23 protein-coding genes are annotated in these 26444 nt (G+C 30.6%); 12 read left to right on the top strand and 11 right to left on the bottom strand.

The window, feature by feature from the left end:
* The first annotated feature begins 2 nt into the window (after positions 1-2).
* Positions 3-845, top strand: a complete 843-nt coding sequence (locus HXZ74_RS00535) for a hypothetical protein (protein ID WP_286473384.1) — start codon at positions 3-5, stop codon at positions 843-845.
* Here the strand turns inward: HXZ74_RS00535 and HXZ74_RS00540 are convergent.
* From HXZ74_RS00540 to HXZ74_RS00555, 4 genes are all read right to left on the bottom strand, one after another.
* Positions 842-1843 carry a hypothetical protein gene (locus tag HXZ74_RS00540; RefSeq protein WP_286473386.1) on the bottom strand — a complete coding sequence of 334 codons (1002 nt, stop codon included), beginning with the start codon at positions 1841-1843 and terminating at the stop codon, positions 842-844. The two genes, HXZ74_RS00535 and HXZ74_RS00540, sit on opposite strands and share 4 nt — an antisense overlap.
* Before the next feature lie 61 nt (positions 1844-1904).
* A complete protein-coding gene (locus HXZ74_RS00545; protein WP_286473387.1) occupies positions 1905-3947 on the bottom strand; it encodes a S9 family peptidase in 2043 nt (680 codons plus the stop codon).
* Positions 3948-3979: 32 nt separating this feature from the next.
* Complete coding sequence (locus HXZ74_RS00550) at positions 3980-4756, bottom strand: hypothetical protein (RefSeq protein ID WP_286473388.1); 777 nt, start codon at positions 4754-4756, stop codon at positions 3980-3982.
* A 7-nt stretch (positions 4757-4763) separates the two neighbouring features.
* Complete coding sequence (locus HXZ74_RS00555; RefSeq protein ID WP_125349842.1) at positions 4764-5522, bottom strand: hypothetical protein; 759 nt, start codon at positions 5520-5522, stop codon at positions 4764-4766.
* Positions 5523-5710: 188 nt separating this feature from the next.
* Here HXZ74_RS00555 and HXZ74_RS00560 point away from each other — a divergent pair, with 188 nt between their 5' ends.
* Together HXZ74_RS00560 and fsa are read left to right on the top strand one after the other, a co-directional pair.
* On the top strand, positions 5711-6463 hold the full coding sequence (locus HXZ74_RS00560) for an SDR family NAD(P)-dependent oxidoreductase (RefSeq protein ID WP_125349843.1): 753 nt from the start codon (positions 5711-5713) through the stop codon (positions 6461-6463).
* A gap of 83 nt (positions 6464-6546) precedes the next feature.
* Positions 6547-7203: a fructose-6-phosphate aldolase gene (fsa, locus tag HXZ74_RS00565; protein WP_038331430.1), complete on the top strand. Its 657-nt coding sequence runs from the start codon at positions 6547-6549 to the stop codon at positions 7201-7203.
* A 387-nt stretch (positions 7204-7590) separates the two neighbouring features.
* Here fsa and HXZ74_RS00570 read toward each other — a convergent pair whose 3' ends face one another.
* The 4 genes from HXZ74_RS00570 to gldJ all read right to left on the bottom strand — a co-directional run bounded on the left by HXZ74_RS00570 (position 7591) and on the right by gldJ (position 12488).
* Positions 7591-8694: an endonuclease gene (locus HXZ74_RS00570; protein ID WP_038331432.1), complete on the bottom strand. Its 1104-nt coding sequence runs from the start codon at positions 8692-8694 to the stop codon at positions 7591-7593.
* Between the two features lie 267 nt (positions 8695-8961).
* Positions 8962-9486, bottom strand: coding sequence for a hypothetical protein (locus tag HXZ74_RS00575; protein WP_038331434.1), 525 nt, complete (start codon positions 9484-9486; stop codon positions 8962-8964).
* 21 nt (positions 9487-9507) lie between these two features.
* A complete protein-coding gene (locus HXZ74_RS00580; protein WP_038331438.1) occupies positions 9508-10788 on the bottom strand; it encodes a UDP-N-acetylmuramoyl-tripeptide--D-alanyl-D-alanine ligase in 1281 nt (426 codons plus the stop codon).
* 65 nt (positions 10789-10853) lie between these two features.
* Positions 10854-12488 carry a gliding motility lipoprotein GldJ gene (gene gldJ / locus HXZ74_RS00585; protein ID WP_448371213.1) on the bottom strand — a complete coding sequence of 545 codons (1635 nt, stop codon included), beginning with the start codon at positions 12486-12488 and terminating at the stop codon, positions 10854-10856.
* Between the two features lie 158 nt (positions 12489-12646).
* On the opposite strand from gldJ, the gene porU reads away from it, so the two are divergent.
* From porU to HXZ74_RS00605, 4 genes are all read left to right on the top strand, one after another.
* Entirely contained in the window at positions 12647-16525 is a 3879-nt protein-coding gene (gene porU, locus HXZ74_RS00590; protein WP_286473389.1) for a type IX secretion system sortase PorU, read from the top strand.
* A 36-nt stretch (positions 16526-16561) separates the two neighbouring features.
* Entirely contained in the window at positions 16562-17767 is a 1206-nt protein-coding gene (porV, locus tag HXZ74_RS00595; RefSeq protein WP_038331444.1) for a type IX secretion system outer membrane channel protein PorV, read from the top strand.
* A gap of 126 nt (positions 17768-17893) precedes the next feature.
* Entirely contained in the window at positions 17894-18814 is a 921-nt protein-coding gene (locus HXZ74_RS00600) for a pirin family protein (protein WP_115000764.1), read from the top strand.
* The gene (locus HXZ74_RS00605) at positions 18807-19208 is read left to right on the top strand and encodes an OsmC family protein (RefSeq protein WP_115000762.1); all 402 of its coding nucleotides are present in this window, start codon (positions 18807-18809) and stop codon (positions 19206-19208) included. Before HXZ74_RS00600 ends, HXZ74_RS00605 begins: the two co-directional genes overlap by 8 nt.
* A gap of 50 nt (positions 19209-19258) precedes the next feature.
* Here the strand turns inward: HXZ74_RS00605 and HXZ74_RS00610 are convergent, their stop codons facing one another.
* The 3 genes from HXZ74_RS00610 to HXZ74_RS00620 form a co-directional block, all read right to left on the bottom strand.
* Positions 19259-20164: a polysaccharide deacetylase family protein gene (locus tag HXZ74_RS00610; protein ID WP_286473390.1), complete on the bottom strand. Its 906-nt coding sequence runs from the start codon at positions 20162-20164 to the stop codon at positions 19259-19261.
* 79 nt (positions 20165-20243) lie between these two features.
* A complete protein-coding gene (locus tag HXZ74_RS00615) occupies positions 20244-21059 on the bottom strand; it encodes an HAD family hydrolase (protein ID WP_280061332.1) in 816 nt (271 codons plus the stop codon).
* Between the two features lie 50 nt (positions 21060-21109).
* The gene (locus HXZ74_RS00620) at positions 21110-21916 is read right to left on the bottom strand and encodes a TerC family protein (RefSeq protein ID WP_038331456.1); all 807 of its coding nucleotides are present in this window, start codon (positions 21914-21916) and stop codon (positions 21110-21112) included.
* Between the two features lie 182 nt (positions 21917-22098).
* On the opposite strand from HXZ74_RS00620, the gene HXZ74_RS00625 reads away from it, so the two are divergent.
* The 5 genes from HXZ74_RS00625 to HXZ74_RS00645 all read left to right on the top strand — a co-directional run bounded on the left by HXZ74_RS00625 (position 22099) and on the right by HXZ74_RS00645 (position 26087).
* Positions 22099-22974 (top strand): DMT family transporter, encoded by an 876-nt coding sequence (locus tag HXZ74_RS00625; protein ID WP_115000757.1) that lies wholly within the window; start codon positions 22099-22101, stop codon positions 22972-22974.
* Between the two features lie 84 nt (positions 22975-23058).
* Positions 23059-24072 (top strand): beta-ketoacyl-ACP synthase III, encoded by a 1014-nt coding sequence (locus HXZ74_RS00630; RefSeq protein ID WP_038331461.1) that lies wholly within the window; start codon positions 23059-23061, stop codon positions 24070-24072.
* Between the two features lie 538 nt (positions 24073-24610).
* Entirely contained in the window at positions 24611-24985 is a 375-nt protein-coding gene (locus HXZ74_RS00635) for a hypothetical protein (RefSeq protein ID WP_286473391.1), read from the top strand.
* Between the two features lie 39 nt (positions 24986-25024).
* The gene (locus HXZ74_RS00640; RefSeq protein WP_280046234.1) at positions 25025-25387 is read left to right on the top strand and encodes a hypothetical protein; all 363 of its coding nucleotides are present in this window, start codon (positions 25025-25027) and stop codon (positions 25385-25387) included.
* Positions 25388-25649: 262 nt separating this feature from the next.
* Positions 25650-26087 (top strand): hypothetical protein, encoded by a 438-nt coding sequence (locus HXZ74_RS00645; RefSeq protein WP_286473392.1) that lies wholly within the window; start codon positions 25650-25652, stop codon positions 26085-26087.
* Positions 26088-26444 lie beyond the last annotated feature (357 nt).

Genomic DNA, 26444 nt, shown 5'->3' on the forward strand with positions numbered 1-26444 from the left:
CTATGAAGTCAAGAAATCTAATTTTATTAATCTTGTTGATGGTTTCATCATCAATTTTTGCGCAAGAAAAAATCAATAATATTGAACTTTCTATTGGAAATTCAAAAGATTTTTTTGAGAATGTTTATGTAAAAGACCTTGAATCTCAACAAAGAAAAATGCTTAAAGATGGATTTTATATTCTTGAAAATTCTTCTCAGAAAGGAAAATTTGAAATAAAAAATGAATTAATCAATGGAGATATTGTTTTGTATGAAGGAGAAAGTTATAGAAAAGAGTATGCGATTGAGAATTCTAAGATTATAACATTAAAAATATATCATAATGATTTGTTAGAAACTGATGCATTTAGAGCAAATAATAAATTAAATTTCAAGAGCTATAATGATCAAAATAGACTAACCAAAGAAGGTTTTGTGTCTTTGAATCGTCAAGCGCATTATAAAAAAGGAATTACAAAATCGTATTATAAAAGTGGAGGTTTAGCTTCTGTGGAGAATTCAATTTTAGGAATAAATACGAGATACTATGAAAATGGAAATAAAATGGAAGTTCATGGTAAAAGTTATGAAAAATATAATGAAGATGGGACTTTAGGAACAAAACAATATACGAAAGAAGGTGTTTTTTATGTTGAGAATTATTATAAAGGAAAACTAATGTCTAAACAATATGAAACGAAGGATAAGGAAGAGGTAAAGCTTGTTTATGAGCATGATAAATTTATAAGAAAAGAAATTATTAAGAATATTGATGGCGAAAAATATCTTTATAAATATTCGCCGAATGGAGAATTTATTGAAAAAGAGAAATATTATGCACCAGGAAAAGTAACTTCACCTTAATCGATTATACCTTTTTTGTATTTTACAAAAAGTGAAATTTCGTTTACTAATAAAACAATATTAAATCCTAAAAATAAAAGAATCTCCGAACTCATATTGAAGTAAGCTAATTGATCTTCCAAAATCATAAAAGGGACTGCAATTGCGGCTGATAAAAAAATACTGAAAAAAGCAGATTGAATAAGTGTTGCAATGCGAATCATATTTCGTTTTGCAATTTGTGATGGATTAATTATCAGGATAATGGAATTGAAAATGATAAATGCAATTATTCCTGTGTTTATCGATAGAAATGATGATGAATCAAATGATAGAAAGATAGATTTTAAGCTGAAATAAATTCCTTTATCGTAACAAAATTTACAGAAAATAATAAATGAAATTAGCGTAATACTTATCGTAATTGCCTTATTAATTCTGCTTTCTTTAGGTGTTGCAACTAATCTTTTTCCAGTGAAAATGGAAGGGATATAGTTTTTGTTTCCGTCTAAATAATTGTACAACAAAATAATAATGGAAAATCCTGTAAATATGAAAAGTGATAATAATTGTAAAACTAAATCTTGTTCAATCAATTTATAATTTAAATCAGATTCATAAATTTCATTTGGAACAAAAATATAAATTCCAATCATCGCAACGACATAGAGTTGATAAACAATTCCCCAAGCAGGATTTAGGTAAAAAGGCTGATTATAATCTTGGACAATTTCACTATAACTTTTTTTGTGTTTGAAACTATTTGATTCTTCATCAAAATTGGTAGAATTATGAAAAATTATACCAGTAACTGCAATAAAGAATATTGAAGCTATTGCTCCAAAAAATACAAAAGCTGTGATTTGATCGTCAAAAAAGTAATTAGCTCCTACGATTAATGTCGGTGTAATAAGAAATACAATCCATTTTGGACGAATGCTTACTTGCCAAATTTCTTTGAGAATAAGTGTTTGAAATCCAGCAATTGCTAATCCAAAGATTAAGAAAATAAAGGTCATAGAGTAGGTTTGGTTAAAAATACAAAAAGCCAACAAATTTGTTGACTTTTTGATTTGAAATTTATTCTGTAATCCCTTCTAACATAAATAAGAAAGCATCTTCTTTCGCATCTTCTTTCAATGACTCGAATCGACCAGAAGCACCACCGTGTCCTGTATCCATATTTGTATCTAAAAGTAGAATGTTATTATCTGTTTTTAAATCTCTTAATTTCGCCACCCATTTTGCAGGTTCCCAATATTGTACTTGAGAATCGTGTAAACCTGTCGAAACATAAAGGTTTGGATAAGCTTTCGCTTCCACATTATCGTATGGCGAATACGATTTCATGTAATCGTAATATTCTTTTTCGTTTGGATTTCCCCATTCATCATATTCCCCTGTTGTCAATGGAATAGAATCATCTAACATTGTTGTTACAACATCCACAAAAGGAACTTGCGCAATTACTCCATTGAATAATGTAGGCTCATAATTAATCACAGCTCCCATCAGCAATCCACCAGCAGAACCTCCCATCGCATACAAATGTTGTGATGACGTGTAATTTTGTTGAATCAAATATTTTGCTGCATCAATATAATCGAAAAATGTATTTTTCTTTTCTAACATTTTTCCATCTTCGTACCATTCGCGACCAAGATATTGACCACCACGAATATGCGCAATTGCATAAATAAAGCCTCTGTCCAAAAGACTTAATCGAACCGAACTAAAATAAGGCTCGATAGTGTAACCATAAGAACCATAAGCGTAAAGTAGAAGAGGAGTATCGGCAGAAAGAGGCGTATCTTTTCGACGAACTAATGAGATTGGAATCATTTCTCCATCGCGCGCTTTTGCCCAAATACGTTCAGAAATATAATTTTCTTTATCAAAATCACCTATAACAACTTGCTCCTTTTTGATTTCGAATGTTTTATCATTCATGTTAAAATCAATCACAGAAGAAGGAGTTGTCAATGATGTATATCCGTAACGTAAAATGTCAGTATCAAAATCTGGATTTGTGCCAACATTTGCTGTATAAGTTTCTTCGTTAAATGGTAAATAATAATCCGTTGAATTATCCCACGCTTTGATATTCATCTGCAATAAACCATTTGTGCGCTCTTCGATAACCAAATAATTTTTGAAAATTTCGAAACCTTCAATCAATGTTTCTTCACGATGAGGAATCACATCAATCCAATTTTCTTGTTCTGTTTTTTCGACAGAAGTTTTCATTAATTTGAAGTTAAACGCATCATCTTTATTGGTTTGAATATAAAATGAATCACCAAAATGTTCGATTGAATATTCTAAATCACGTTCCCTTTCTTGAAAGATTTTAAACGCTGCATCTGGTTGATTAGAAGGAATATATCTAAACTCATCTGAAACAGTACTTGAAGATCCAATAATAATGTAATCTCTTGATTTTGATTTGTAAACAAACGAATTGAACGTATCATCAGTTTCTTCAAAAACTAAGACATCATCTTCTTGTTTTGTCCCTAATTTGTGTTTCCAAATTTGATAAGCACGCAAGGTTTCATCTTTTCTTGTATAAAATAAGGTCTGATTATCAGCCGCCCAAACAGAACCTCCAGTTGTGTTTTCTATTTTATCAGAAAGAATTTCTCCAGTTGTCAAATCTTTGATTTGAATCGTATAAATTCTTCGCGAAACATTGTCAACCCCAAAGGAAACCAATTGATTATTTGGCGCCATCGAAATTCCGCCCAATTGATAATACGAATGACCTTCTGCCATTGTATTGACATCAAAAAGAATTTCATCTGGATTCTCTAAACTATCTTTACGACGTTTGTGAATCGGATATTCTTTCCCTTTTTGATATTCTGTCAAATACCAATAACCATTCAATTTGTAAGGAACAGACGAATCATCTTCTTTGATTCGTGCTTTCATTTCCTCAAAAAGCTTGGTTTGTAAAGCTTCCGTTGGTTGTAAAATAGCTTTTGTGTATTCGTTTTCTTGGCTCAAATAATCGATAACTTCAGAGTTTTCACGATCATTCAACCAATAATAATTATCGATGCGGATATCTCCGTGTTTTTCTAATTTTTGTTCTATTTTTTTCGCAATAGGTGCTTGCATTTTCTAAAATTTAAGGTGCAAATTTACGATGATTATTCACTAAAATACTCTACTTTTTGCCAAGATTCATTACCGGTTTTATATTCAATAATTAAATTTTGTCCATTAGCATAACCCAAAGTGTAATAATTACCGTTTGGAGTAATCACTTCTACATGTACTACTTTTTCTTTTGAAGAAAGAAATATATTAGCAATTAATTTTTGAGTATCTTTATTAATCAATGATCCTTTTTTATTTGATACTTCTATCAATTCATAATTAATTCCATTTGATACTAAATTATATTTATTTAAAGTTATTTTACTGGAATCTATAGGGATTTTTATTTCACCATTTACTTCTCCTTCAACGGTGTAAGTATTAGTTTTTTTTACAGAAATAGTTGGCTTTTTAAAATCTTTCGCATTTTGTTTTCCAACCTGATTCATAGCAAATGTTAAGGCTTCTTGATAACCTTTTGTAAAATCTTTTTCCTTTGACGAACCTTCATAAGTTGAAATCACATTATTATTACAGTCTGTAAACGTTACTTTTAATTTATTTTTAAAAGCAACAGAAGTATTTTCAATATTTGCTTTTGTAGCTAAACAAGGATTGATTTGCACATCTAACGGAATAGAATTTTCATTTACTATTTCATATTCTTTTTTTCTCAAAGCAGTTTTCAATCCTGTATTCAATTGATAATCTTCTTTTACGAAATCTTTAAATAGTTGAGGAATGATAACATATTTGTAATCAGCTACATTTTGTGCTTGTAATGACGATAAAGCAATAAGAAATAAACTTGATAATATAATTTTCATAGCAAGATTATTTAGCCGATAATTTAACTTCTTTCCAACTATTATTTTCAGAAACCTCATAGGAAATCGTATTTCCACTGATGTATCCTACCGAAAAATAATTCGAATTTCCTTTTGTAACAATTACTCTGTAAATTCCATTTTTTAGGGTCGGTTCAAATTTTGCAACAACTTGATTTCCGTTTTCGGACATCAACATAAAACCACCATTTTGTAGTTCAATTTTTTGATAAGTAGTTGTTCCATCTGTCAATAAATTCGTAGCAGTGACCTGATTTCCTTTTGGTTCTGGCATATATGCAGCTGTTGTTTCTGTTTGGGGTTTTTCTAATTTCACCATTGGAACGGAGGCCTTTGCATTTTGAGATTTCAAAGGATTTAAAGCTAATTTTATTGCTTCTTGGTAACCTTTGTCATATTCTTTAATCTTAGAAGTTCCTTCAAATTTTTCAATATTTTTATTAGAACAATCTGTAAAACTTACCTCTAATTTATTATTCAAAAAACTTTTAACTTTTAAAATATCCGCATTCAAAGCTAAACAAGGATTTTGCACAACTTCTTGTGGCCAAGCAGATTTATCAGAAGGTAAAACTTCGTATTTTTTCTGCGTCAAAATATATCTTAATCGATTATTTAATTGATATTCATCTTTATCAAAACTAGAAAATTTTTCAGGAATATTGATGTACTTATAATCACTTGTTTCTTGTGCATTTATCGTAGAAAAACTACATAAAAGTATAGCAGCTATTAAATTTTTCATTTAAAAAGTTATTTGTATCAAATATAAAAAAATAGAATTGTTTTAACCTAAATATATTTGTTATGCTGAATTTTTCATTCCAAAATAGTTAATAAAATTGAATCATTTAAAATAATATTATTTGTAAGAAATGATTTATAGATCTGATTATAAATGATTAACTTTATTTAAATTAAAATCATAAAATTATGTCAAGTTTAAAAGATAAAGTTGCGATTGTAACTGGTGCTAGTTCTGGAATTGGAAAAGCTGTTGCTGAATTATATGCCAAAGAGGGTGCGAAAGTTGTGGTTTCGGATATTAATGAAGAAGGTGGAAATGAAGTAGTAGAAATTATCAAAAAGAATGGAGGAGAAGCGATATTTTTCAAAGCTGATACTTCTTCGCCAGAAGATAATGAAGCATTAGTAAATAAAACGCTTGAAGTTTATGGAAAACTTGATATAGCTTGTAACAATGCTGGAATTGGTGGTCCTGCCGAGCTGACTGAAAATTATCCGTTAGATGGTTGGAAAAAAGTAATAGATATCAATTTTAATGGTGTTTTTTACGGATGTAAATATCAATTACAAGCAATGGAAAAGAATGGAGGAGGTTCTATTGTTAATATGGCTTCTATTCATGGTACTGTCGCTGCGCCAATGAGTTCGGCTTATACTTCTGCAAAGCATGGAGTTGTAGGTTTGACGAAAAACATTGGAGCGGAATACGGACCAAAAAATATTCGTTGTAATGCAGTTGGACCAGGTTATATTATGACGCCTTTGTTGTCGAATAATTTGAGTGCAGATCATTTAGAGTTGCTTGTTACAAAACATCCAATGGGTCGTTTGGGACAGCCAGAAGAAGTTGCGGAGTTGGTTTTATTCTTAAGTTCGGACAAAGCATCCTTTATGACAGGCGGTTATTACCTTGTTGATGGAGGATATACAGCGGTTTAAAATATTTTTGATCGAATCTTTAAGATTAAATGGTTTTCTATAATTTAATCCTTAATTTTGCCTGAACGAAATACAAACAAACAATGAAATTTTTTATCGATACAGCTAACTTAGCTGACATTAAAGAAGCCCAAGATTTAGGAGTTTTAGATGGTGTAACAACAAATCCATCTTTAATGGCAAAAGAAGGAATTACAGGTCAAGAAAATATTTTGAATCACTACAAAGCAATTTGCGAATTAGTTGACGGAGATGTTTCTGCTGAGGTAATTTCTACTGATTTCGAAGGAATGGTAAAAGAAGGTGAAGCTTTAGCAGCTTTAAATCCTCAAATCGTAGTTAAAATTCCTATGACGAAAGATGGTGTAAAAGCTTGTAAATACTTTTCAACAAAAGGAATTAGAACTAATGTTACTTTAGTTTTTTCTGTAGGACAAGCATTATTGGCTGCAAAAGCTGGTGCAACTTACGTTTCTCCATTCATCGGACGTTTAGACGATATTTCGACAGATGGTTTAAACTTAATCGAAGAAATTCGTTTGGTTTATGATAACTATTTGTACGAAACTCAAATTTTAGCCGCTTCAGTTCGTAATACAATGCATATTGTAAACTGTGCAAAAATTGGTGCTGATGTTATGACAGGACCTTTATCATCAATCTTAGGATTGTTAAAACACCCTTTAACAGATTCTGGATTAGCAGAATTCTTAGCTGATTACGCTAAAGGGAACCAATAATTTGAAATAGAATTTTCTATATATGAGTCGCTTAATTTTAAGCGACTTTTTTTATGAATTTATATTAATGAAAAGCTTTTAATTATCAAGTTGATAAAAATAGTGTTAATAAATAAAAAAAGATGTTTTATTGTGAATAATATAAAATTATTAATTGTAAATTGATAAAAGTATTAGAAACTAAAATATTTCTTATTAGTATGTTAAAAACATTTATTTTATTATCAGTCACGCTTGGTATCCCTTTTTTATTAATCATGTTTCTATATGGAAGCACATTTTTTAAGAAAAATATCAATAATGACTAATAATTTTTTCCATTTACTAAATTAAAAAATCCTTCACTTGTATGAGCGAAGGATTTTTTTATGATGGATTGATAAATGATTATTTTATTACAACTCTTTTGTTGATTTCCATTTGTTTTCCAACAACTTTGATGATATAAACACCTGGAGTTTTGAAATTAACTTCAACTTCTTTTTGATTAGATGAATTTGAAACTTCATTAATTAATTGTCCATTGAAATTAAAAACAGAAACTTTTTGAATTGATTTCGAATTATTTTCAAGTTTAACTTTAATCGAACGATTTGTTACATTGTAAACTGAAACATCATCACGTTTTTGATATTCGAAATCTCCAGTTCCTAAATCCGAACCCCAAATTTTTTCAGCATATTCAGGATGATCAATAAATGGATTTCTATTTCCTTGGTATCTGTATACTAAATTATTAATGTCTTTTTCGCGATCAGAAACAGGATCATTTAAGTGCCAAGTCATTAATATTTTCAAGAAAGTATCTGTAAAAACTTTATCTTTTGTTTTATTAAACATAGCATAAGTCCAACTTTGAATACCATTTTCTTGATAGCGCGTAGCAAAATAAAAATAAGCACGAGCGATATCCCCTTTGAACTCATCAATTGGCTCGAAAACTGTTCCAGAATATCCTGCAGAGTATCCTGAATTTAAGTTACTTCCTAATTTAGAGCCATTTAGTGATGTGTATGTTGCATTACCAACAACACCATGAGGATAGTTACTTCTCATACCATTTACTTTACCATCAGTTGGCCAAATATGATATGGATCTGAAACCATAGGCGAATTCTCACTAAAAACACTCTGAGGGATTAAGTGTTCTCTATTGTAACAATCTCCTTCATTCTTGTAATTTCCACATTCTTTTTGACCAGGTGTAAAATTATATGGATCTTTAGCTGTTGCAATTTCAGAATAGATGTCTAAAATGGTATTATCTTTTTCATAATACTTATCTTGAAATCCATTATCAGAGTCAGTTTGTCTATATAATCCTTTTAAAGCATCGTAACTTTTTGTTGAATGACCTTTTATTATATTATACAGTTGAGTTTTTAATACGAAACCGCTACCAGTTGCATTGTTGTAATAATTAGCAGGCGCTTGAGCAAAAAGGTTAGAACCTACTAAAAAAATACTAAGATGTAAAATTATTTTTTTCATACAGTATGAATTTAAAAAGAGAATTAAGATACGAAAAATATCTTAATTCTCTCATTTATTATTTAATAATTATTTTTTGAATATAGAAACGTTTTTCAAAATTTTTAAATTGAAATTATTTAAATTTAGTTGCTCAACAAGTGGAAGCCTTGTATTATATAACAAAATTGTAGAAATCTGTTTCATATATTTTATCTTGAAAAGGTTACAAATGTAAATATAAAAAAGACATCTAAAATTAATAAATAGTTAAGTTTAGAGCTTCTTTTACTTACTGTAATTCTGATAAATCACCAATGAATCTTGAATTTGATTATTCAATAATTTATATAAATCTGGTTGGTTTAAAGAGACTCCACCTATCGATTTCAATTTTTTCTGAAAATTCTTAGAGCCTGACAAAAATTTTGCTCGATAAGAATCTCTATCCATGACTTTTTTGGCTTGTAAATCTTTAAAATCTTTTCTGATTTTTCGCGCATATAATTCAGACAAGTCAAATTGCAACTGCATTTCTTTTAAAATTTCTGCATGTTGCATAGATAGCCACGAATTACTTTCGTCAAATTTATTGGTAACCCAAAGTTCAGGAAGTTCTCCAGTAGATTCTGCAATTTGCCAACCTAATTTTGAATCTAAAAATCCTTGAGGAACCTTTGTTTGAATAGGTTTCTTTTTAAAGTTTTCGTAATTAAGTTTTACATCTTTTTTCCATTCAATTACAGATTGTGCTTGAAGAGAATGATATGTGAAAAAAGAAATTAAAATAAAAAATAAACTTGATTTATTCATCAGATAATCAGTGTGTTGATTTTAAATATTTTCTAATAAATCAAGTCTCATGCCATGAGAACCTTTTATCAAAATATTTTGAGTTTTGATTGGATTTTCTTTCAAATATTCTTCAAAGGCAACGCGGTTTTCAAATTTTTGAACTTTTGGATTATTCGTAATTGTTTCGCCAAAATTATGTCCTAAAATAAAAATTTGATCAAAATCTAAACTTTCAGCTAAATCTAAAATACGTTGATGCTCAGCTTTGGATTCTTCTCCAAGCTCGAACATATCACCAATAATAATTGTTTTAGAACCTTCAAATTTTGCAAAATTATTTAACGAAGCTTCCATACTACTTGGGTTTGCGTTGTAAGCATCCATCACAATTTTGTAATTTTCTTTATTGATAATTTGTGAACGATTATTTGATGGAAAATAATTTTCGATTCCGTTTTGAATAGATTTTGCGTCAATCCCGAAATGTTGTCCAATTGCAATTGCACACGAAATATTGCTAAAATTATAGTTTCCTGTTAAATGTGATTGAATTTTTAAATCTTGGTATTTAACCGCCAAATATTCAGTTTCACTTTCTATCAATTCGATTTGAACATTAGCATTATGTTGATCAGAAAATGTAATTCGATTAATATCCTCAGTTTTTTCAACTTGAATTGGATCATTAAAATTGACAAAAGCAGTTCTGTTATTTGCTCTCAAAAAATCATACAATTCAGATTTCCCTTTAATCACACCTTCAATTCCTCCGAAACCTTCTAAATGAGCTTTACCAAAATTAGTGATATATCCATAATCTGGTTGAGAAATAGAAGCCAACAATTCGATTTCTTTTTGATGATTCGCACCCATTTCGATCACAGCCATTTCTGTATCTTCTGGAATAGAAAGTATAGTTAAAGGAACTCCGATGTGATTATTCAGATTTCCGAAAGTATAATGCGTTTTGAATTTCTCTTTTAAAACAGCTGAAATCAATTCTTTTGTCGTTGTTTTCCCATTAGAACCAGTCAATCCAATAAATGGTATTTTAAGGTAATTACGATAAGTTCTCGCTAAATCTTGTAGAGTTTCTAAAGCATCATTAACCAAAAAAATATTTTGAGATGTATTTTCAAATTCTTTTTCGTCAACAATTGCCATTGCAGCTCCTTGATTAATCGCTTCTTGAGCGAAAGTATTTCCATTAAAATTAGCTCCTTTTAAAGCAAAAAAGATACAATTTTGTGAGATGTTGCGTGTATCAGTCGTAACGATTTTCGATTTAAGAAATTGATCGAATATTTCTGCTGTTTTCATAATGTAAAAATAAAAAATCTCGATGAAATTAATCACCGAGATTTAAAATATTTTGAAAAGGATTATTATCCTCTACGTTTACGTTTTGATTCGAAACTACCAGAGTATTCTTGTGCTACACGGAAACCAATCCAGTTTGTTGCACTTGCTTGGTGTAAGTAACGTCTTTGTCCTGGATCTATCCAGTAAATAGGGTCTTTCCAAGAACCACCTTTTACAACACGTGTTTCATCAGAGATGTCAGAAGTACGTTTAGAAGAATCTTTTTCTAAAATTACACGACCTTTTTCATCTACTCTAAATTTACGTTGAGGAGCGTTGTACATATCTTCTGTTGCTTGATCAGCAGATTTACCTTCCTCAGTACGTGGTGATAAAGAAGAATTAGGGTCACCATCACGATAATTTGTTAAATCGTATTCTGTTTGCTTTTTGTAAGCACCAGGTAATCCTTTGTAAACTAAACGTCCGTTGTCTAATGTATCATATTCAACATTTGTTTCGTCATATTTTTCAAAACCACCTGCGCCGTTGTCAATTTTTGTTTTTAAAATATTTCCACGGTAGTAGTTGAAATCGTTTGCTTCTTCATCAATAATTGGACGATAAACATCAGAAACCCATTCAGCAACGTTTCCTAACATTCCGTAAAGACCAAAATCATTTGAAGGATATTTGCGCACATCACTTGTAATTGCAGAACCATCGTTTCCAAATCCTCCAATTCCAGAGTAATCTCCACGTCCTTGTTTGAAGTTGTCTAAATATTGACCTCTTTGAGCACCTTTTGTAACTCTCAAGTTATTTTGAGCAACATCTTTTCCTTTGTATTCGTTGTATTCACGATTTCCAGGTAAAGCTAATGCTGCATATTCCCACTCGGCTTCTGTAGGTAAACGGAAAGGTTGTACTTCGTCTGAACCAGTTGCACGATTTGCTTTTAAGATACGAGTATTTTGCGTTTTGATTTGATTCGCTTTCATAATTTTAGTCGAATCAATCGCTTCGTTTACATTTGTATCGCCTAACTTATATTGTTCAGCACTAAATGTTTTATTTCCGTAATTATACTCCTCGTTATTGTAATAATCTTTTGATAAGATTCCTTTGTTCATTAAAGATTTTTCAACAGCACGGTCTGTTAACCAATCACAATAATTAACGGCTTGTAACCAAGAAATACCAACTACTGGGTAATAGCTGAATTCTGGCGAAAATAAATAATTTTCTGTAGAGAAATCATCACGAGATAATTGATTGTTAAAAACCGTTTCATCTGGTAATGCTCCATTATAAATATCCTTGTATTGTGTGTCTTCTGGTGGGAAAACAACTTTCAACCAAGTTAAGTATTCTTTGTATTCGTAGTTTGTAACCTCAGTTTCACCAATGAAGAAAGATTTTACTTGCATACGAACAGGAGAATTATTCCAATCGTGTAATACGTCATCTTTCGTAATTCCCATCGTAAAAGATCCACCTTCGATGAAAACCATTCCAGGCCATGCTTTGATGTTTTCTTTCTTTTTACCTGAAAAAAACCAACCTTTACTATCGTTTGGTTTCCATCCTGTACGACTTGTGAAATTTTTTGTTCCACCTCCTTTTTTCTTTCCTGAACTGCTTGCACAACCCATGAATACACTCATAGTTACAGCTGCAAGGGCAAGAGAAAAAATACGTCCTTTATTCATTTTCATAGAATATTTCTGGTTTTCGAAAATTAAATTTAATGCAAATAAAAGCATTTGACATTAATCTTACAACGAAAAAATGCTTTATTTCTTGTATCAAACGTAAGAATTATTTTTTTATTTTACGATTGAAAATATATTTGTCAAAATAGCGTTATTCAGACATGAAGAAATATTTTATTTTAGTTGCAACTTTGCTTCAATTTCCTCAATTGTTTAGTCAAAATTACAAAATAAATTGGGAGAATAATCAAACAATTTCTTTAACGAATGGAAATAAGGTAAATGTGCCGTTTTTTTCGAATAAAGATAATTATTTTGTTGGAGGATATTTTCTTCCAGAATTTGTCGTTGAGTTAAATTCTACAAATCAAGAAGTTGAATTGTCAAATGTTCAATTTAGAGAAGTACAGAATGAATTGGCTGATTTGAATACCTCTTCGATTACAGATAAAATTAATTTTTCTTCATATAATATTATTGATAAAAATGGTCAGCAAAAACTGATTGTTAAAGTTGTACCATTTGTCAAACAAAATAATAAGATTTTAAAAATAGAATCTTTCTCAATTGTTCCGAAATCAATACAATCTCGAAAAGCATCTTCTCGAAAATTAATTGATAATTCGACTACAAGTGTTTTGAAAACGGGAGATTGGTACAAAATAAAAGTTTCTAAAGATGGAGTTTTTAAATTAGATAAAAGTTTCTTTACTAAAAATGGAATTCCGACTAATTTTAATCCAAAATCGCTAAAAATCTATGGAAATGGAGAAGGGCGTTTGATGGAAAATTTAACGGAAGATAGAATTAGTGCTTTGAATGAAATTCCAATAAAATTTGTTGGAGGTGAAGACAATTCTTTTGATAATTCAGATTATGTTTTGTTTTATGCAAAAGGTCCGCATCAGTGGTATAGAAATAATACGACAACATTACAAGATGCAAAGGTTCGTTATAATTTATATGATGATTTTGCTTACTATTTTATTAGTTTTAATGGAGAAGATGGCAAGCGAGTAGGAGAGCAAACGCTTACTGCAAGTCCTGTAAAAACTTTTTCGACTTTTGATAATTTACAGTTTCATGAAAAAGATTCGATTAACTTAAATGGTCTTGGGCAAATTTGGGTTGGAGAAAATATTGGCTTGAAAGATGGTTTCAAGAAAACGTTCAAAGCGAATTCTATAAATGATGGTGGAGAAGCATATTTACGTTATTCTATTGTTGGGAAAAATGCAGATGGAAACAGTTTTATTGTTTCAACTAATGGACAACAATTTACAGGTGTTTTTTCAGGAAATAGTAATAGTGCAGCTTTTAGATCGGTAGTAGATGATAATTCAATTTCTTTATCTTCAAATACAATTGATATTACGGTTTCTTCTAGCGGAACCAATCCTTCTGGTTTAGCATATTTGGATTATTTACAATTACGTTTCAAAGATGGTTTAACCTATAATAATGAGCAATTCACTTTTCAGTTTTTAGAAGATATTAATAATGGAAGTGTGAATGCTTTTTCATTGAATAATGCTGCAAATGTTTCTGTTTGGAATGTTTCTGATATTCATTCAATTTCTTCAATTGTTCCACAAAGTAATTTGTATAAATTTAGTACAAATCATCTGAATCAGTTTGTCGCTTTTAAGGATGAAAATGCTTTTAATGATGCAAAATATGTTGGAAAAGTAGCAAATCAAGATATTCGTAGTTTAACCGATATTAATTATATAATTGTCACACATCCAAAATATTTGGATCAGGCTACACGTCTGGCGAATTTTAGAAAAGAGCATGATAAAATAAATGTTGCAGTTGTTACAACGGAACAAGTTTACAACGATTTTTCTTCTGGGAGTCAAGATCCTATTGCTATTCGTGATTTCTTTAAATTCTTAAAAGATGGGTCAAGTCCAAATTTAGAATATGGTGTTTTGTTTGGAGCGACAACCTATGATCCGAAAAATAGAGTAAAAGATTTTACAAATTATCTTCCCACTTTTACAGACGAACCTTCTCTTAATATTGATGGTGCGATTGCAACCGACGATTATTTTGCAATGTTAAATGATAATGTAAAAATGTTATCGAATAGCGTAGATGGAATTTATAGTTACGATGCCAATTGGTTTGAAATAGCTGTAGGACGAATTTCTGCTTCTAACTCTGCTGAGGCAAAGATTTTGGTTGATAAAATAATTTCGTATTATGGTAAAGTTCAAGGAAAAGGAACTTCGTATGGCGATTGGCGAACAAAAATTGTTGCAGTTACGGATAATGACAATAATGTAAATACTCCAGGTTTAAATGCCAAAATTGATACAGAATTTTCTAAGCCTGAGAATCAAATTTATACGATTAATAAGATATATTCGGGAGCTCATCAACCCGAAAGTACTTCTGCTGGTGTTCGATATCCAACCGTAAATCAAGCAATTCTGAATGGAATCGAGTTAGGTTCAAACTTCTTGATGTATTATGGTCATGGTGGTCCTCGTAGTTGGGCGCAAGAACGAATTATAACAGCTGAAGAATTAACAAATTTATCCAATTTTAATGCAGCTTATTCACGTTTACCTATCGTCACAACTGTTACTTGTGATTTTACAATTTGGGATTTACCGCAATATAATTCTGCTGGTGAAGCAATGTTGAAAAATGCAAATGGTGGAGCGTTATCTATGATTACGACTAACCGTCCGATTGGAACAGGCTATGGAGATTCGATGAATAATTTTTTGATCGAACAATTTTTTAAGAAGGTTGGTGTAGAAAATCAAACAATTGGTAAAGCGCTTAATGAAGCAAAATTAAATTATTCTCCAAAACATACAAATAACAAAAGTGTAAGTATTCTTGGAGATCCGATGTTAGTAATTCATCGTCCGCAACAAGATATTGAAATATTAAGTATCAAAAATAAAAAAGATGTAGATGCCCTTGCAGGTGGTAAGATGCAAGCGTTAGATTTTATAACGATTACAGGTAAAGTAAATCAATTATCTAACACTTCTATTGATAATAATTTCAATGGGAAAATTGCGATTAGTTTGTATGAAAAACCTGAAACGAAAACCATTTTATCGGAGTCTGATTGGGCTGGAAAAACTTTCGAAACAGAAAATAAAACAATTTATAAAGGAACAGGAAAAGTTGAAAAAGGTGAGTTTACGATTCAATTTTATGTTCCGAAAGATATCAATTACGAGCTAGGAAATCGTAAAATAAAATTTTATGCTTGGGATGAGAAAGATGGTAAAGATGCATCGACTTTAAAAACAATTACGATTGAAGGAATTAATGAAGAAGGATTAAATGATGATGAACGTCCGCAGGGCAAGTTATATATGAATAATCTTCATTTTGCGAATGGAGGAATTACAGATCGTTCGCCTTATTTGGTGGGTTGTTTAACTGATAATTCGGGTATTAATGCAACAGGATCAAGTATTGGACACGATATTGTAGCAACACTTGATGGAAAAGTACAAGATGCTTATGTGTTGAATGAATATTATGATGGAGGTGATGCAAATCCTTGTGTCAATAAGAATTTCGAGGATTACCAGAAAGGACAAGTAATGTATCAATTGAAAAATCTTGAACTTGGTCAACATACTGTGAATTTAAAATTTTGGGATATCAACAATAATTCGAATACTGCAACGTTAGACTTTGTAGTAATGGAAAATGGAACAGGACAATTGCATATTGATAAATTGCTAAACTGGCCAAATCCATTTACTAAGAATACGTTTTTCCATTTTGAACATAATTGTGATTCTGAGTTAGATGTAATGGTTCAGATATTTACAATTTCAGGAAAATTAGTCAAAACAATCCGAAAAACTGTTTCGGCAGAACCTTTTAGAGAAGGATATCGAACAGGTAAATATGCGATAGAATGGGATGGTTTGGACGATTTTGGCGATAAAATAGGAAAAGGTGTTTATATTTACAAGGTCAATGTGAAAGGTGTTGATGATACGGTTTGTAAAGGATCAGCCGCAGCAGTTGAAAAACTTGTCATATTAAAATAATAAATAAAAAGATAAAATATAATCAATATAACACGAATGAAAAAAATTACCGCAAGCTTATTGATTTTAGCATCAGGATTTACTTTTGCTCAAGATACAGGAGGAAATGATACTGGGAACGATTATACAAAATCTAATCCAATTTTAACTGGAGCTCCATTTTTAAGAATTTCTCCAGATGCACGTGCAGGTGGTTTAGGAGATCAAGGTGTAGCCACATCAACAGATAATTATTCACAATACTGGAATGCGGCAAAATATGCTTTTGCACCAGATTATTCAGGAGTAGCATTTACTTATACTCCATATATGGGATCTTTGGTGAATGATGTTTTCTTATTAAATGCAACTTATTACACTTTCTTAGGACAAGATGAGCGTAGTACATTAGGAGCAAGTATCTATTATTTCAATATGGGAGAAATAGAACTTAACCAATTACAAGGAACTGATATTGTTTCGATGGGAAAAGCAAAACCAAATGAATTCTCTATCGATTTATCATATGGTTTACGTTTAACGGATAACTACTCGATGGCGGTAACTGGTCGTTTCATTCGTTCAGATTTATTCAATGGAGTAAGCGATGGTACAGTTCAGCCAGCAAATACATTTGCAGTTGATTTAGCAGGTTATTATCAATCAGAAACAATGGATACCAACAATTTTGAAGGAAAATTACGTGGAGGTTTCCAAATCTCTAATATTGGTCCAAAATTAGATTATTCAAACTCAGAAGATAATGCATCATATTTACCAACAACATTACGTTTAGGTGTTGGATATGATTTCAAATTTGATGATTACAATAAAGTAGGAATTACAACAGAATTTTCTAAATTATTAGTTCCAACTCCAACATATGAGAAAGATGAAAATGGAAATCCAATTCCTGGAACTGGATATATTCCTAATAAAGGAGTAATGTCTGGAATTTTTAGTTCATTTGGAGATGCTCCTGGAGGAGGAAAAGAGGAGTTAAAAGAAATTATGTATTCTGTAGGTGCAGAGTATTCTTATAATGATGCTTTATTTATTCGTGCAGGTTATTTTCACGAAAGTCCAATGAAAGGAGATCGTCAACATTTGACATTAGGTTTAGGACTGAAATACAATGCGTTTGCATTTAATGCGTCTTATTTAATTCCAATGTCAGATACAAACAATGCTTTAGAAAACACATTACGTTTCGGTATTGCTTGGAATTTTGGAGGAGAAACACAAAATAATTACGATTACTAGAAATCGTTAAGATTAAGTTATAATTGGCTAACCTTTTGGTTAGCCTTTTTTTATTTATTAACTTAAATCAAGTTTTAAATTAATAGTTAAAACTAATTTTACATCAATTAAAAAACTAAACTAATTATGTCTAACGTTGGATTAATTTTAGAAGAAAAAGCTGCTGATATAGGAAATTTTTTGGTAGGTAGGTTATTACCATTTCGTCAAAAAAGACATGTCGGACCATTTGTATTTATCGACCATATGGGACCAACAAAAATGAAAGATTATCAAAATCTTGATGTTGGACCGCACCCACATATTGGTTTATCAACTTTGACTTATTTATTTGAAGGAGCGATTATGCATCGCGATAGTTTGGGAACTGAATTAGAAATTCAGCCTGGAGCTGTGAATTGGATGACTGCAGGTAAAGGTGTTGTGCATTCTGAGCGAACTCCTGAATATTTACGTACAACTGAAAAAACATTGCATGGATTACAAATTTGGGTGGCTTTGCCAAAAGAATTAGAAAATATGGAACCAAGTTTTGTTCACGTTGAAGCAGATAAATTACCAAATTGGTCAGACGAAAATGCAGATTATAAATTGATTGCAGGTAAGTTTGGTGAACATACTTCTGGCGTACCTGTTTATTCTCCTTTATATTTTATTGAAATTAAAGCTAAAAATGATTTCAAAGTTTCATTGGGAAAAGATTTGTATGGAGAATCTGCTTTGTATGTCTTAGAAGGTTCTATCAAAGATGGAGGAGAAACGTATGGAACAAAACAATTATTAGTAGCGAAAGAAGCTACTTTGTGTGAGTTTGAAATTGCGGCTGGTTCTACCGTTTATATTTTTGGAGGGGAAGAATTACCAGAAGAACATTTTATCTTTTGGAATTTTGTAAGTTCTTCAAGAGAAACGATTGAAACGGCGAAGGAAGATTGGATTAATCATCGTTTTCCTAAAGTTCCAGGTGATGACGATTATGTTCCGATTCCGCAAGCGCAACAAAAAACTAAAGTAAAAGAAAACGAAAAACAAATTGATAATGAGTGATATTAATGTAACGTCAACTTCGACGGATAAAAATTATATTTCGAATATTAAAGCAGGAAAACACGAATTTAATGTAGATGAACCTTTAGACAAAGGAGGTTTGGATACAGCTGCAAAACCAAGCGAATTATTGGGAGCTGCATTGGCTTCTTGTACTTCGATTACTTTGCAAATGTATATGAATCACAAAGAATTTACTTACAAAAAAGTTGAGGTAGATGTCAATTTTGATATGATTACAACTGAGCCAATCACTTTTCAACGTCATGTTATCATAGAAGGCGATTTCGATGAGAAACAACAAACAAGATTACTGAAAGTTGCAAATTCTTGTCCTGTGCACAAAGTGCTAGAAAAAGGTCACGAGATAGAAACAACGATAGAGTTTATTTAATAAAAAAATCCACTTCAGATGAAGTGGATTTTTTTATCTTAATATTTTATCTAGCTAATCCTGGTTGGATATCCCGAAATTCCTTCGATTACAATTTTCGGATTACGTTTCAATAAAACAATTAATTGTCTTAATTTTTCTGCGTTATAATCTTCATTAAACATATCATCGTGCATTAAAATTACCAAATGATTTTTTTCGAATGTTTTATTTTGATCCAAACGATGTACAATTCCTTCGTATATTTTTTCAGGCGAAGAAAGTTGATGATTTGCAGATTTTTTTCCACTTCTTTCCCATTCATAATCCCAACCGTAAATATAATATTGATTTTTAGCCAATAAATCAGCTGCTGGAATTGCATTTTTTACTGGATCGTCTTTTTTACGTTTGTTCAAACGCCATGTGTTACGCGCAGGCAAACGCACCCAACGAGAATGTATATCTAATACCACCTCATTTTTGCGAATATCTTCGTAAACATTTTCTGGAACACTGTAAAAAGCTTTGTATTTGTTGCGAGCATGCGAAAAAGTATGGTTAGCAATTTCTACATTTGGATTAGCTTTATAATCTTCTACATGTTGTTTCAAATCTTTTGTAAAAGCATTAAAACCAACTAAGAAAACCGTTCCTTTTACATTTTCTTCGGTTAATATTTTATTGATATTTTTGCTTCCTTTGTAAGGCCCATCATCAAAAGTTAAGTAGACATATTGTTTTGTCGAATCAATAGGATTTTGCTTTTCTTCTTTTACAATAGTATCTAATTGCAAAGCTGATGAGTCAATTTTTACTGTATAAATAGAATCAACATCATTCTGCAAAATTTCTTTTGGCTCAGAAGAAGTTGTTGTTTGATTTTGAATTGGATTATTTGCGTTTTTACAAGAAAAAACAAAAAGTAAAGTTCCAATTGCTAGAAAACTTTTTAGATGTTTGTTGATAGTGAACATTGATTGTTTAGGTTTTGTGCGAAATTAATAATTTAATCTGATTTGAAATGTTAAATGATTGATGTTATTTATCAGATTATTAAGTATTTACGGTTTTTAATTGTTGTAAATATTGCTTAATAACTTGAATTACACCATCTTCATCGTTAGAAGGCGCTTTAAAATTCGCTATTTCTTTTACATTTTGATGCGCATTTTCCATTGCAAAACTATATTTTGCCAAATGTAACATCTCCAAATCATTCATAAAATCCCCAAAAACAATGATTTCTTCAGAAGAAATATCCAATTTATTCATCAAAGCTTGTAATGCAACTCCTTTGTTCGATTTTTTATTCATAACATCTAACCAAACTTCGCCAGAAACCACAACTTTTAATCCATATTTTTCAAAATCAACTAATTTTGGAAATACATTAAATTCTGTTCCATCAGCGTGATTTACTGCAATTTTAATAAATTGTTCATTTTCGATTTTAGTTAAATCATCAACCCAAATATTTTTATCGTAATAATTTTTAAAATATTCTAAAAAAGTTTCATCTTTCGATTCCACATAAGCGGCGTTTTTGCCAGCCAAAACGATATTTGCGCCTTCTATTTTACGCACTTCTTCTACGATTTCTTTTACAACAGACCAATCTAATTCGTCAACAAAAATTTCTTCGCCTTTGTAGGTAACATAAGTTCCGTTTTCAGCAATAATTGCCAATTCATCTTTTATATTTTCAAAATAAGAAATGATACTATAGTATTGACGACCACTTGCAGGCACAAATGTGATGTTGTTTTCTTTTAATTCTTCGTAAATTTTATTGAATTCTGGACTTAATGAATGATCAGAACGCAACAAAGTTCCGTCCATATCTGTCACGATTAATTTTATATTTTGCATTGATTTTTTCTTAAATAAAAAAGGTCTCATAATTGAGACCTTAAAGTTAGTTATAAATTTTTGTTTTGTTCTTCTGCGTCGCCAACCATATTTCGGACAATTCCTGGATTCGAATGCTTTTTCTTCATTTTCAAATTCAAGAATTCGACTAAAACAGAGAACCCCATAGCGAAATAAATGTATCCTTTCGAAATGTGTTGATCAAATCCTTCTGCTAATAACGAAACACCGATTAATAATAAGAATGATAAAGCTAACATTTTAACCGTTGGATGATCGTTCACAAATTTAGAAACCGCACTTGCTGAAAGCATCATAACTGCAACAGCAATAATTACAGCCGCAATCATAACTTCGATATGTTCTGCCATACCAACTGCTGTAATCACAGAATCTAATGAGAAAACAATGTCTAAAATTAAGATTTGTACAATAGTTCCTGCAAAAGAATGTACTTTCACTTTTCCTTCAGTTTCTTCAACACCTTCTATTTTGTGGTGAATTTCTACAGTAGACTTATAAATCAAGAATAATCCTCCGATTAATAAAATTAAATCTCGACCAGAGATTGCTAATTTTTCTAACCATTCGGTTGAAGTAATGCCAATCCATTCGCCGATATTGAATAGAGGAGTGGTAAGACTCATCACCCAACTTAACGAGAATAAAAGGATTACACGTGTAAACATGGCTAAAAATAAACCAAGTTGTTGCGCTTTCTTTTGCTGATGTGCAGGCAATTTTCCTGACAAAATAGAGATAAAAACAATATTATCAATCCCTAAAACGATTTCTAACATTGTTAATGTAAATAATGCAACTAATGCATCTGGTTGTAAAAAAATACTAAAATCCATCGATAAATTTTGAAGTTTCGAAAATACAACTAAGAATAACAATTAAAGTTTGAGTAATAATTATTTGATGTTAATTTAACATTAGAACTTATACAAAATTATTTACAGATTAAATCAATTAAATCAATTAAATCGTTTTAGCAATATAGAATTAAACTCTACTTTTGCGAAAAAGGCTTAGAATGATTTCAAAGGTTCAACTTCGGTTGCAGTTTCTCGTACTTCTTTGGGGATTTACAGGAGTTTTCGGAAAATTAGTTACAATGAGTGCATTGCCAATGGTTTGGTATCGTGTTCTTATTGCGGCTATTGCGGTTTTTATTTACATGAAATTCAGAAAAATGGATTTCAAAGTGACCAAAAATGAATTATTGAGATTACTTGCTATCGGTGGAATTGTCGGAATACATTGGTTTACATTTTATTTGTCAATCAAACTTTCTAATATTTCAATTGCGTTGAGTACATTATCGATGGGCGCGCTTTTTAGTGCGATTTTAGAACCTATTTTCTTTAAACGAAAAATTAATCTGCTCGAAATTATTCTTGCCATAATCGTTTCTGCTTGTGTAGCTGTTATTTTTAATGCATCGCCAGAAGATTATAAATTAGGAATTATCATCGGTATTCTATGTAGTTTCCTTTCCGCATTGTTTGCAGTTCTTAATTCGAGATTACCAAAATCAATCAAACCGACTAAAGTTACTTTATACGAAATGATTGGTGGAGTGATCACGCTTTCGGTGGTGATGATTCTTTTTCAACCAGAAGCTATTTCTGAAGTTGTAAATATCAGTTGGTCAAACTTAGGATGGCTGACGTTGCTTGGCGTCATTTTTACAGCTTTTGCACAAATAGAATCAGTTGATTTACTGAAACATGTAAGTGCTTTTACGTTGATGCTGAACGTAAATTTAGAACCAGTTTATGGCATCATTTTGGCAAGTCTTATTTTTGGAGATTCAGAACATATGAATCCTATATTTTATATTGCTACAGGGGTAATGGTACTTTCTATCATTATGAACGGAATATTAAAAACAAGATTTTCTAAATAATTTATTGTCAAAAAGACGCATTTGTTTTAAAGAATGCTTATCATTTAATATCTTTGCTTCAATTGAAAAGTAAACCATAATCACATGATACACTCTATTATTACAGGTGTTGGGCATTATGTTCCCGAAAGAGTTGTTACAAACTTTGATTTAGCTGAGGTGATGGACACCAATGACGAATGGATTCAGGAACGTACAGGGATTGTCGAAAGAAGACATATCGAGCCAGGTTCTAAGATTTCGTCTACAGATTTGGGTGTTATTGCGGCTAAAAATGCGTTAGAAGATGCAGGAATCACTGCTCAAGATATCGATTTTATCTTATTTGCTACTTTATCTCCCGATTACTATTTCCCTGGAAATGGTGTGTTGGTACAAAAAGAGTTAGGTTGTCGTACGATTGGGGCAATGGATATTCGTAATCAATGTTCTGGTTTTGTGTATGCGTTATCAACTGCTGATGCTTTTATCAAGGCTGGTGTTTACAAAAATATTTTGGTGATTGGAGCAGAAGTTCATTCATTCGGATTGGATATGTCGGATGAAGGTCGTGGTGTTTCAGTAATTTTTGGAGATGGAGCAGGAGCGGTAATTGTTTCGGCATCGGAAGAAGAAGGACGTGGAATTTTATCGACGAATTTACATTCTGAAGGAGAATTTGCTGAAGAATTAGCAGTTACTTTCCCAGGAACAAAAACAGGTTGGTCGGATGAATTATTGAAAGAAGGAAACACTTTAACTAAAAAAGAAATTTATCCATATATGAATGGAAACTATGTTTTCAAACATGCGGTAACTCGTTTTCCTGAATCAATTATCGAAGCTTTATCGGCTGCAAATAAAAAGCCAGAAGATTTAGATTTATTTATTCCACATCAAGCGAATTTGCGTATTTCTCAATTTGTACAAAAACAATTGGGATTACCTGATGAGAAAGTCTACAACAACATTATGCGTTATGGAAATACAACAGCAGCCTCTATTCCGATTGCATTGAGTGAGGCAAAGCAAGAAGGTAAAATCAAAAAAGGAGACTTAGTAATGATGACTGCTTTTGGAGCTGGATTTACATGGGGTTCTGTGTTGATGAACTGGTAAACATAAGTTAGAAATTAGATTTACGAATTTAGAATATATGAAAAACCCTTCACTGAAAAGTGAAGGGTTTTTTGGTTATATTCATAAAGTTAGCAATAGAAACAACATCATTTACAAAAACGCCATTTTGTGTCCGCATTTGTCCGCTTCTGTCCACATTTGTCCACTTTTGTCCGGTTGTTTTTTATTCAATAATAGTATTGTAGTAAAATAAAAACCTCGCTAAACCTCTATTTATCATAGGTAGATAAGATTCGTCTTTTTGGTCGATTTTTAGCTTGTTCGACCATCGTTCGACCATTGTTCGACGAATCTTCGGAAAAACGGCATTCTCGTCGAAGAACGGTGGAAGAAAACACGAGCGAAAGTGGGAGATAATTTATAGAATTGTAGTTATTACAATAATGGGTATTGATTGTTATTTTTTGGTATATTTGATTGTTAACTATAGTTTTATGAAAGAATTGGAGGGATTTACGAAACTTTTTTGGTAGAATCTATTTCAAAAATAGATTGTAAAGAATGCATAAAGTAAAATATGAATCAGAATTTAATTAATAGATATCAAATAAGATTCGAAAATAAAGTTTTCGATTTTGAAACAGGTAAAGAAATTCATAAATCGATAAGTACCAATAATGGAGAGTTAACCACTTTTTTAAATGACTGGACGGCTCCAAAAATTAATGAATTACTATTACCAGATTTTGATGAAGCGATGGCTAATCCAGGTGAAAAAATAATAAATGGTAGTGAAACAATAAATATTCATATATATAATAATGTTGTAGAATTTTATAATTCAGATTATGATTTTGTTTCGGAGTTGCCTACCCAAGATTTCAAAGAAATCGTGATTTGTTGGAGAGATTTTTTGTTAACTTCACCACTTAATGTTACTAAAATGTCTTAGCATTATGAATAAAAATAGTCATTTTATAGCAAGATAATTATGATAAAAATAGATTTATATACAAAATATTATTTAGGTGAATTGGAAACAACACTAATAGAAAAAAATAGTTCAAATCAAATATTATTTGAAGTTATCTTATATGATTATCATTTTAATAAAATACTCTCACTAATACCTTTAGGACAATATGATTCAGATAGTGTTATGTATAATTATTTCAATAAAAGTGGATGGTATGATAAAAATTGGGAATGTGAGAGGGTACAAGAATTTTTAGATCAACTTAATACTATTAGTAATTTAGTTTCAAATGATTTTTTAGAATCATTTAATGCAGTAAAAAAAATTTGCGAATCTGTAATTAGTCACAATAATCGTCTTTATATTGAATTGTTGTAGTAATCCATAAGAGGCTGTCTTAAAAGACAGTCTCTTATGGATTATAAGTAACACCAAACTTTTTGATAATTTTATAGCTGATTCAGATTGGTTTAAATGAATTTCATCCATGTACTTTGGAGCTCAATAACTTGCTCCACTTGAAGATAAAGAAGGGTATTTCCCTCTCGGTAGATTACAACAACCTTCTAAATCAAATGAAAAATAAACTAATTTAGATGAGATAGTAGAGTATTATATATAATTTATTAAAATTATAAACATGGATAATTTATTTTTAGAAAAATTAAATGATTTAAAAAAAGAAACAGTTTTTGAAAATGAAAAATCTGTTGCTAACATACTTTTATTTAAACATTATTTGCAAACAATGTATAAATGGTATTTAGAACTTTCATTAGAATGGGACTATAAAATAACTAAAAGAAAAGAAGGTCATAATCTTATTGAAATCATTAAACCTGGACTATCAAATAAAATGATTGATATTGATTTTTTTAGAGTTAATTTACTGAATGATACTAGTTTTAATACCGACAAGTATAGGGAATTTGATTACTTATTTGTTTATTTATTTATTTATTTATTTATTTATTGGGATATTTTTGAAAATGAATATTTTTCGCAATATAAACATTTGCCAAATCCTTATTTATCAGTTATAAAGATTTTGTTAAGAGGGGGGGCATGTTTTTTATAACAATACATATTATAATGTTTCTGATATTGATATTCGGAAAAGTCCTAACACATTAAATTTTATTTTACCATCATTAGATGATGATTTCTTAGATTATATCGATTCAAAATGTAAATTAGTTGGTAGTGATGGAATTCCTAACCAAGAAAGAGTAAACGAACTTTGGGAAGAGTTTCAACAAATAAAATAAGAATAATAAACCTCAGATTTTGTCTGAGATTTTTGTTTTATAGAAAAACATGATAGAAACATCAAGGGGAATATTGAGATTTTAATTGAATAGAAAAATTTATAAGTTTTTTAAAAAAAATTAAGAACTTAAAACTATAATAATTGTATCACTACTATTCCACAATT

Source organism: Empedobacter sp. R750, from assembly GCF_030324345.1.
GTDB lineage: Bacteria > Bacteroidota > Bacteroidia > Flavobacteriales > Weeksellaceae > Empedobacter > Empedobacter falsenii_C.

Coding starts and splice junctions, on each gene's coding strand:
- HXZ74_RS00535 (WP_286473384.1), top strand. CDS start 3: ATGAAGTCAAGAAATCTAATTTTATTAATCTTGTTGATGGTTTCATCA.
- HXZ74_RS00540 (WP_286473386.1), bottom strand. CDS start 1,843: ATGACCTTTATTTTCTTAATCTTTGGATTAGCAATTGCTGGATTTCAA.
- HXZ74_RS00545 (WP_286473387.1), bottom strand. CDS start 3,947: ATGCAAGCACCTATTGCGAAAAAAATAGAACAAAAATTAGAAAAACAC.
- HXZ74_RS00550 (WP_286473388.1), bottom strand. CDS start 4,756: ATGAAAATTATATTATCAAGTTTATTTCTTATTGCTTTATCGTCATTA.
- HXZ74_RS00555 (WP_125349842.1), bottom strand. CDS start 5,522: ATGAAAAATTTAATAGCTGCTATACTTTTATGTAGTTTTTCTACGATA.
- HXZ74_RS00560 (WP_125349843.1), top strand. CDS start 5,711: ATGTCAAGTTTAAAAGATAAAGTTGCGATTGTAACTGGTGCTAGTTCT.
- fsa (WP_038331430.1), top strand. CDS start 6,547: ATGAAATTTTTTATCGATACAGCTAACTTAGCTGACATTAAAGAAGCC.
- HXZ74_RS00570 (WP_038331432.1), bottom strand. CDS start 8,694: ATGAAAAAAATAATTTTACATCTTAGTATTTTTTTAGTAGGTTCTAAC.
- HXZ74_RS00575 (WP_038331434.1), bottom strand. CDS start 9,486: ATGAATAAATCAAGTTTATTTTTTATTTTAATTTCTTTTTTCACATAT.
- HXZ74_RS00580 (WP_038331438.1), bottom strand. CDS start 10,788: ATGAAAACAGCAGAAATATTCGATCAATTTCTTAAATCGAAAATCGTT.
- gldJ (WP_448371213.1), bottom strand. CDS start 12,488: ATGAAAATGAATAAAGGACGTATTTTTTCTCTTGCCCTTGCAGCTGTA.
- porU (WP_286473389.1), top strand. CDS start 12,647: ATGAAGAAATATTTTATTTTAGTTGCAACTTTGCTTCAATTTCCTCAA.
- porV (WP_038331444.1), top strand. CDS start 16,562: ATGAAAAAAATTACCGCAAGCTTATTGATTTTAGCATCAGGATTTACT.
- HXZ74_RS00600 (WP_115000764.1), top strand. CDS start 17,894: ATGTCTAACGTTGGATTAATTTTAGAAGAAAAAGCTGCTGATATAGGA.
- HXZ74_RS00605 (WP_115000762.1), top strand. CDS start 18,807: ATGAGTGATATTAATGTAACGTCAACTTCGACGGATAAAAATTATATT.
- HXZ74_RS00610 (WP_286473390.1), bottom strand. CDS start 20,164: ATGTTCACTATCAACAAACATCTAAAAAGTTTTCTAGCAATTGGAACT.
- HXZ74_RS00615 (WP_280061332.1), bottom strand. CDS start 21,059: ATGCAAAATATAAAATTAATCGTGACAGATATGGACGGAACTTTGTTG.
- HXZ74_RS00620 (WP_038331456.1), bottom strand. CDS start 21,916: ATGGATTTTAGTATTTTTTTACAACCAGATGCATTAGTTGCATTATTT.
- HXZ74_RS00625 (WP_115000757.1), top strand. CDS start 22,099: ATGATTTCAAAGGTTCAACTTCGGTTGCAGTTTCTCGTACTTCTTTGG.
- HXZ74_RS00630 (WP_038331461.1), top strand. CDS start 23,059: ATGATACACTCTATTATTACAGGTGTTGGGCATTATGTTCCCGAAAGA.
- HXZ74_RS00635 (WP_286473391.1), top strand. CDS start 24,611: ATGAATCAGAATTTAATTAATAGATATCAAATAAGATTCGAAAATAAA.
- HXZ74_RS00640 (WP_280046234.1), top strand. CDS start 25,025: ATGATAAAAATAGATTTATATACAAAATATTATTTAGGTGAATTGGAA.
- HXZ74_RS00645 (WP_286473392.1), top strand. CDS start 25,650: ATGGATAATTTATTTTTAGAAAAATTAAATGATTTAAAAAAAGAAACA.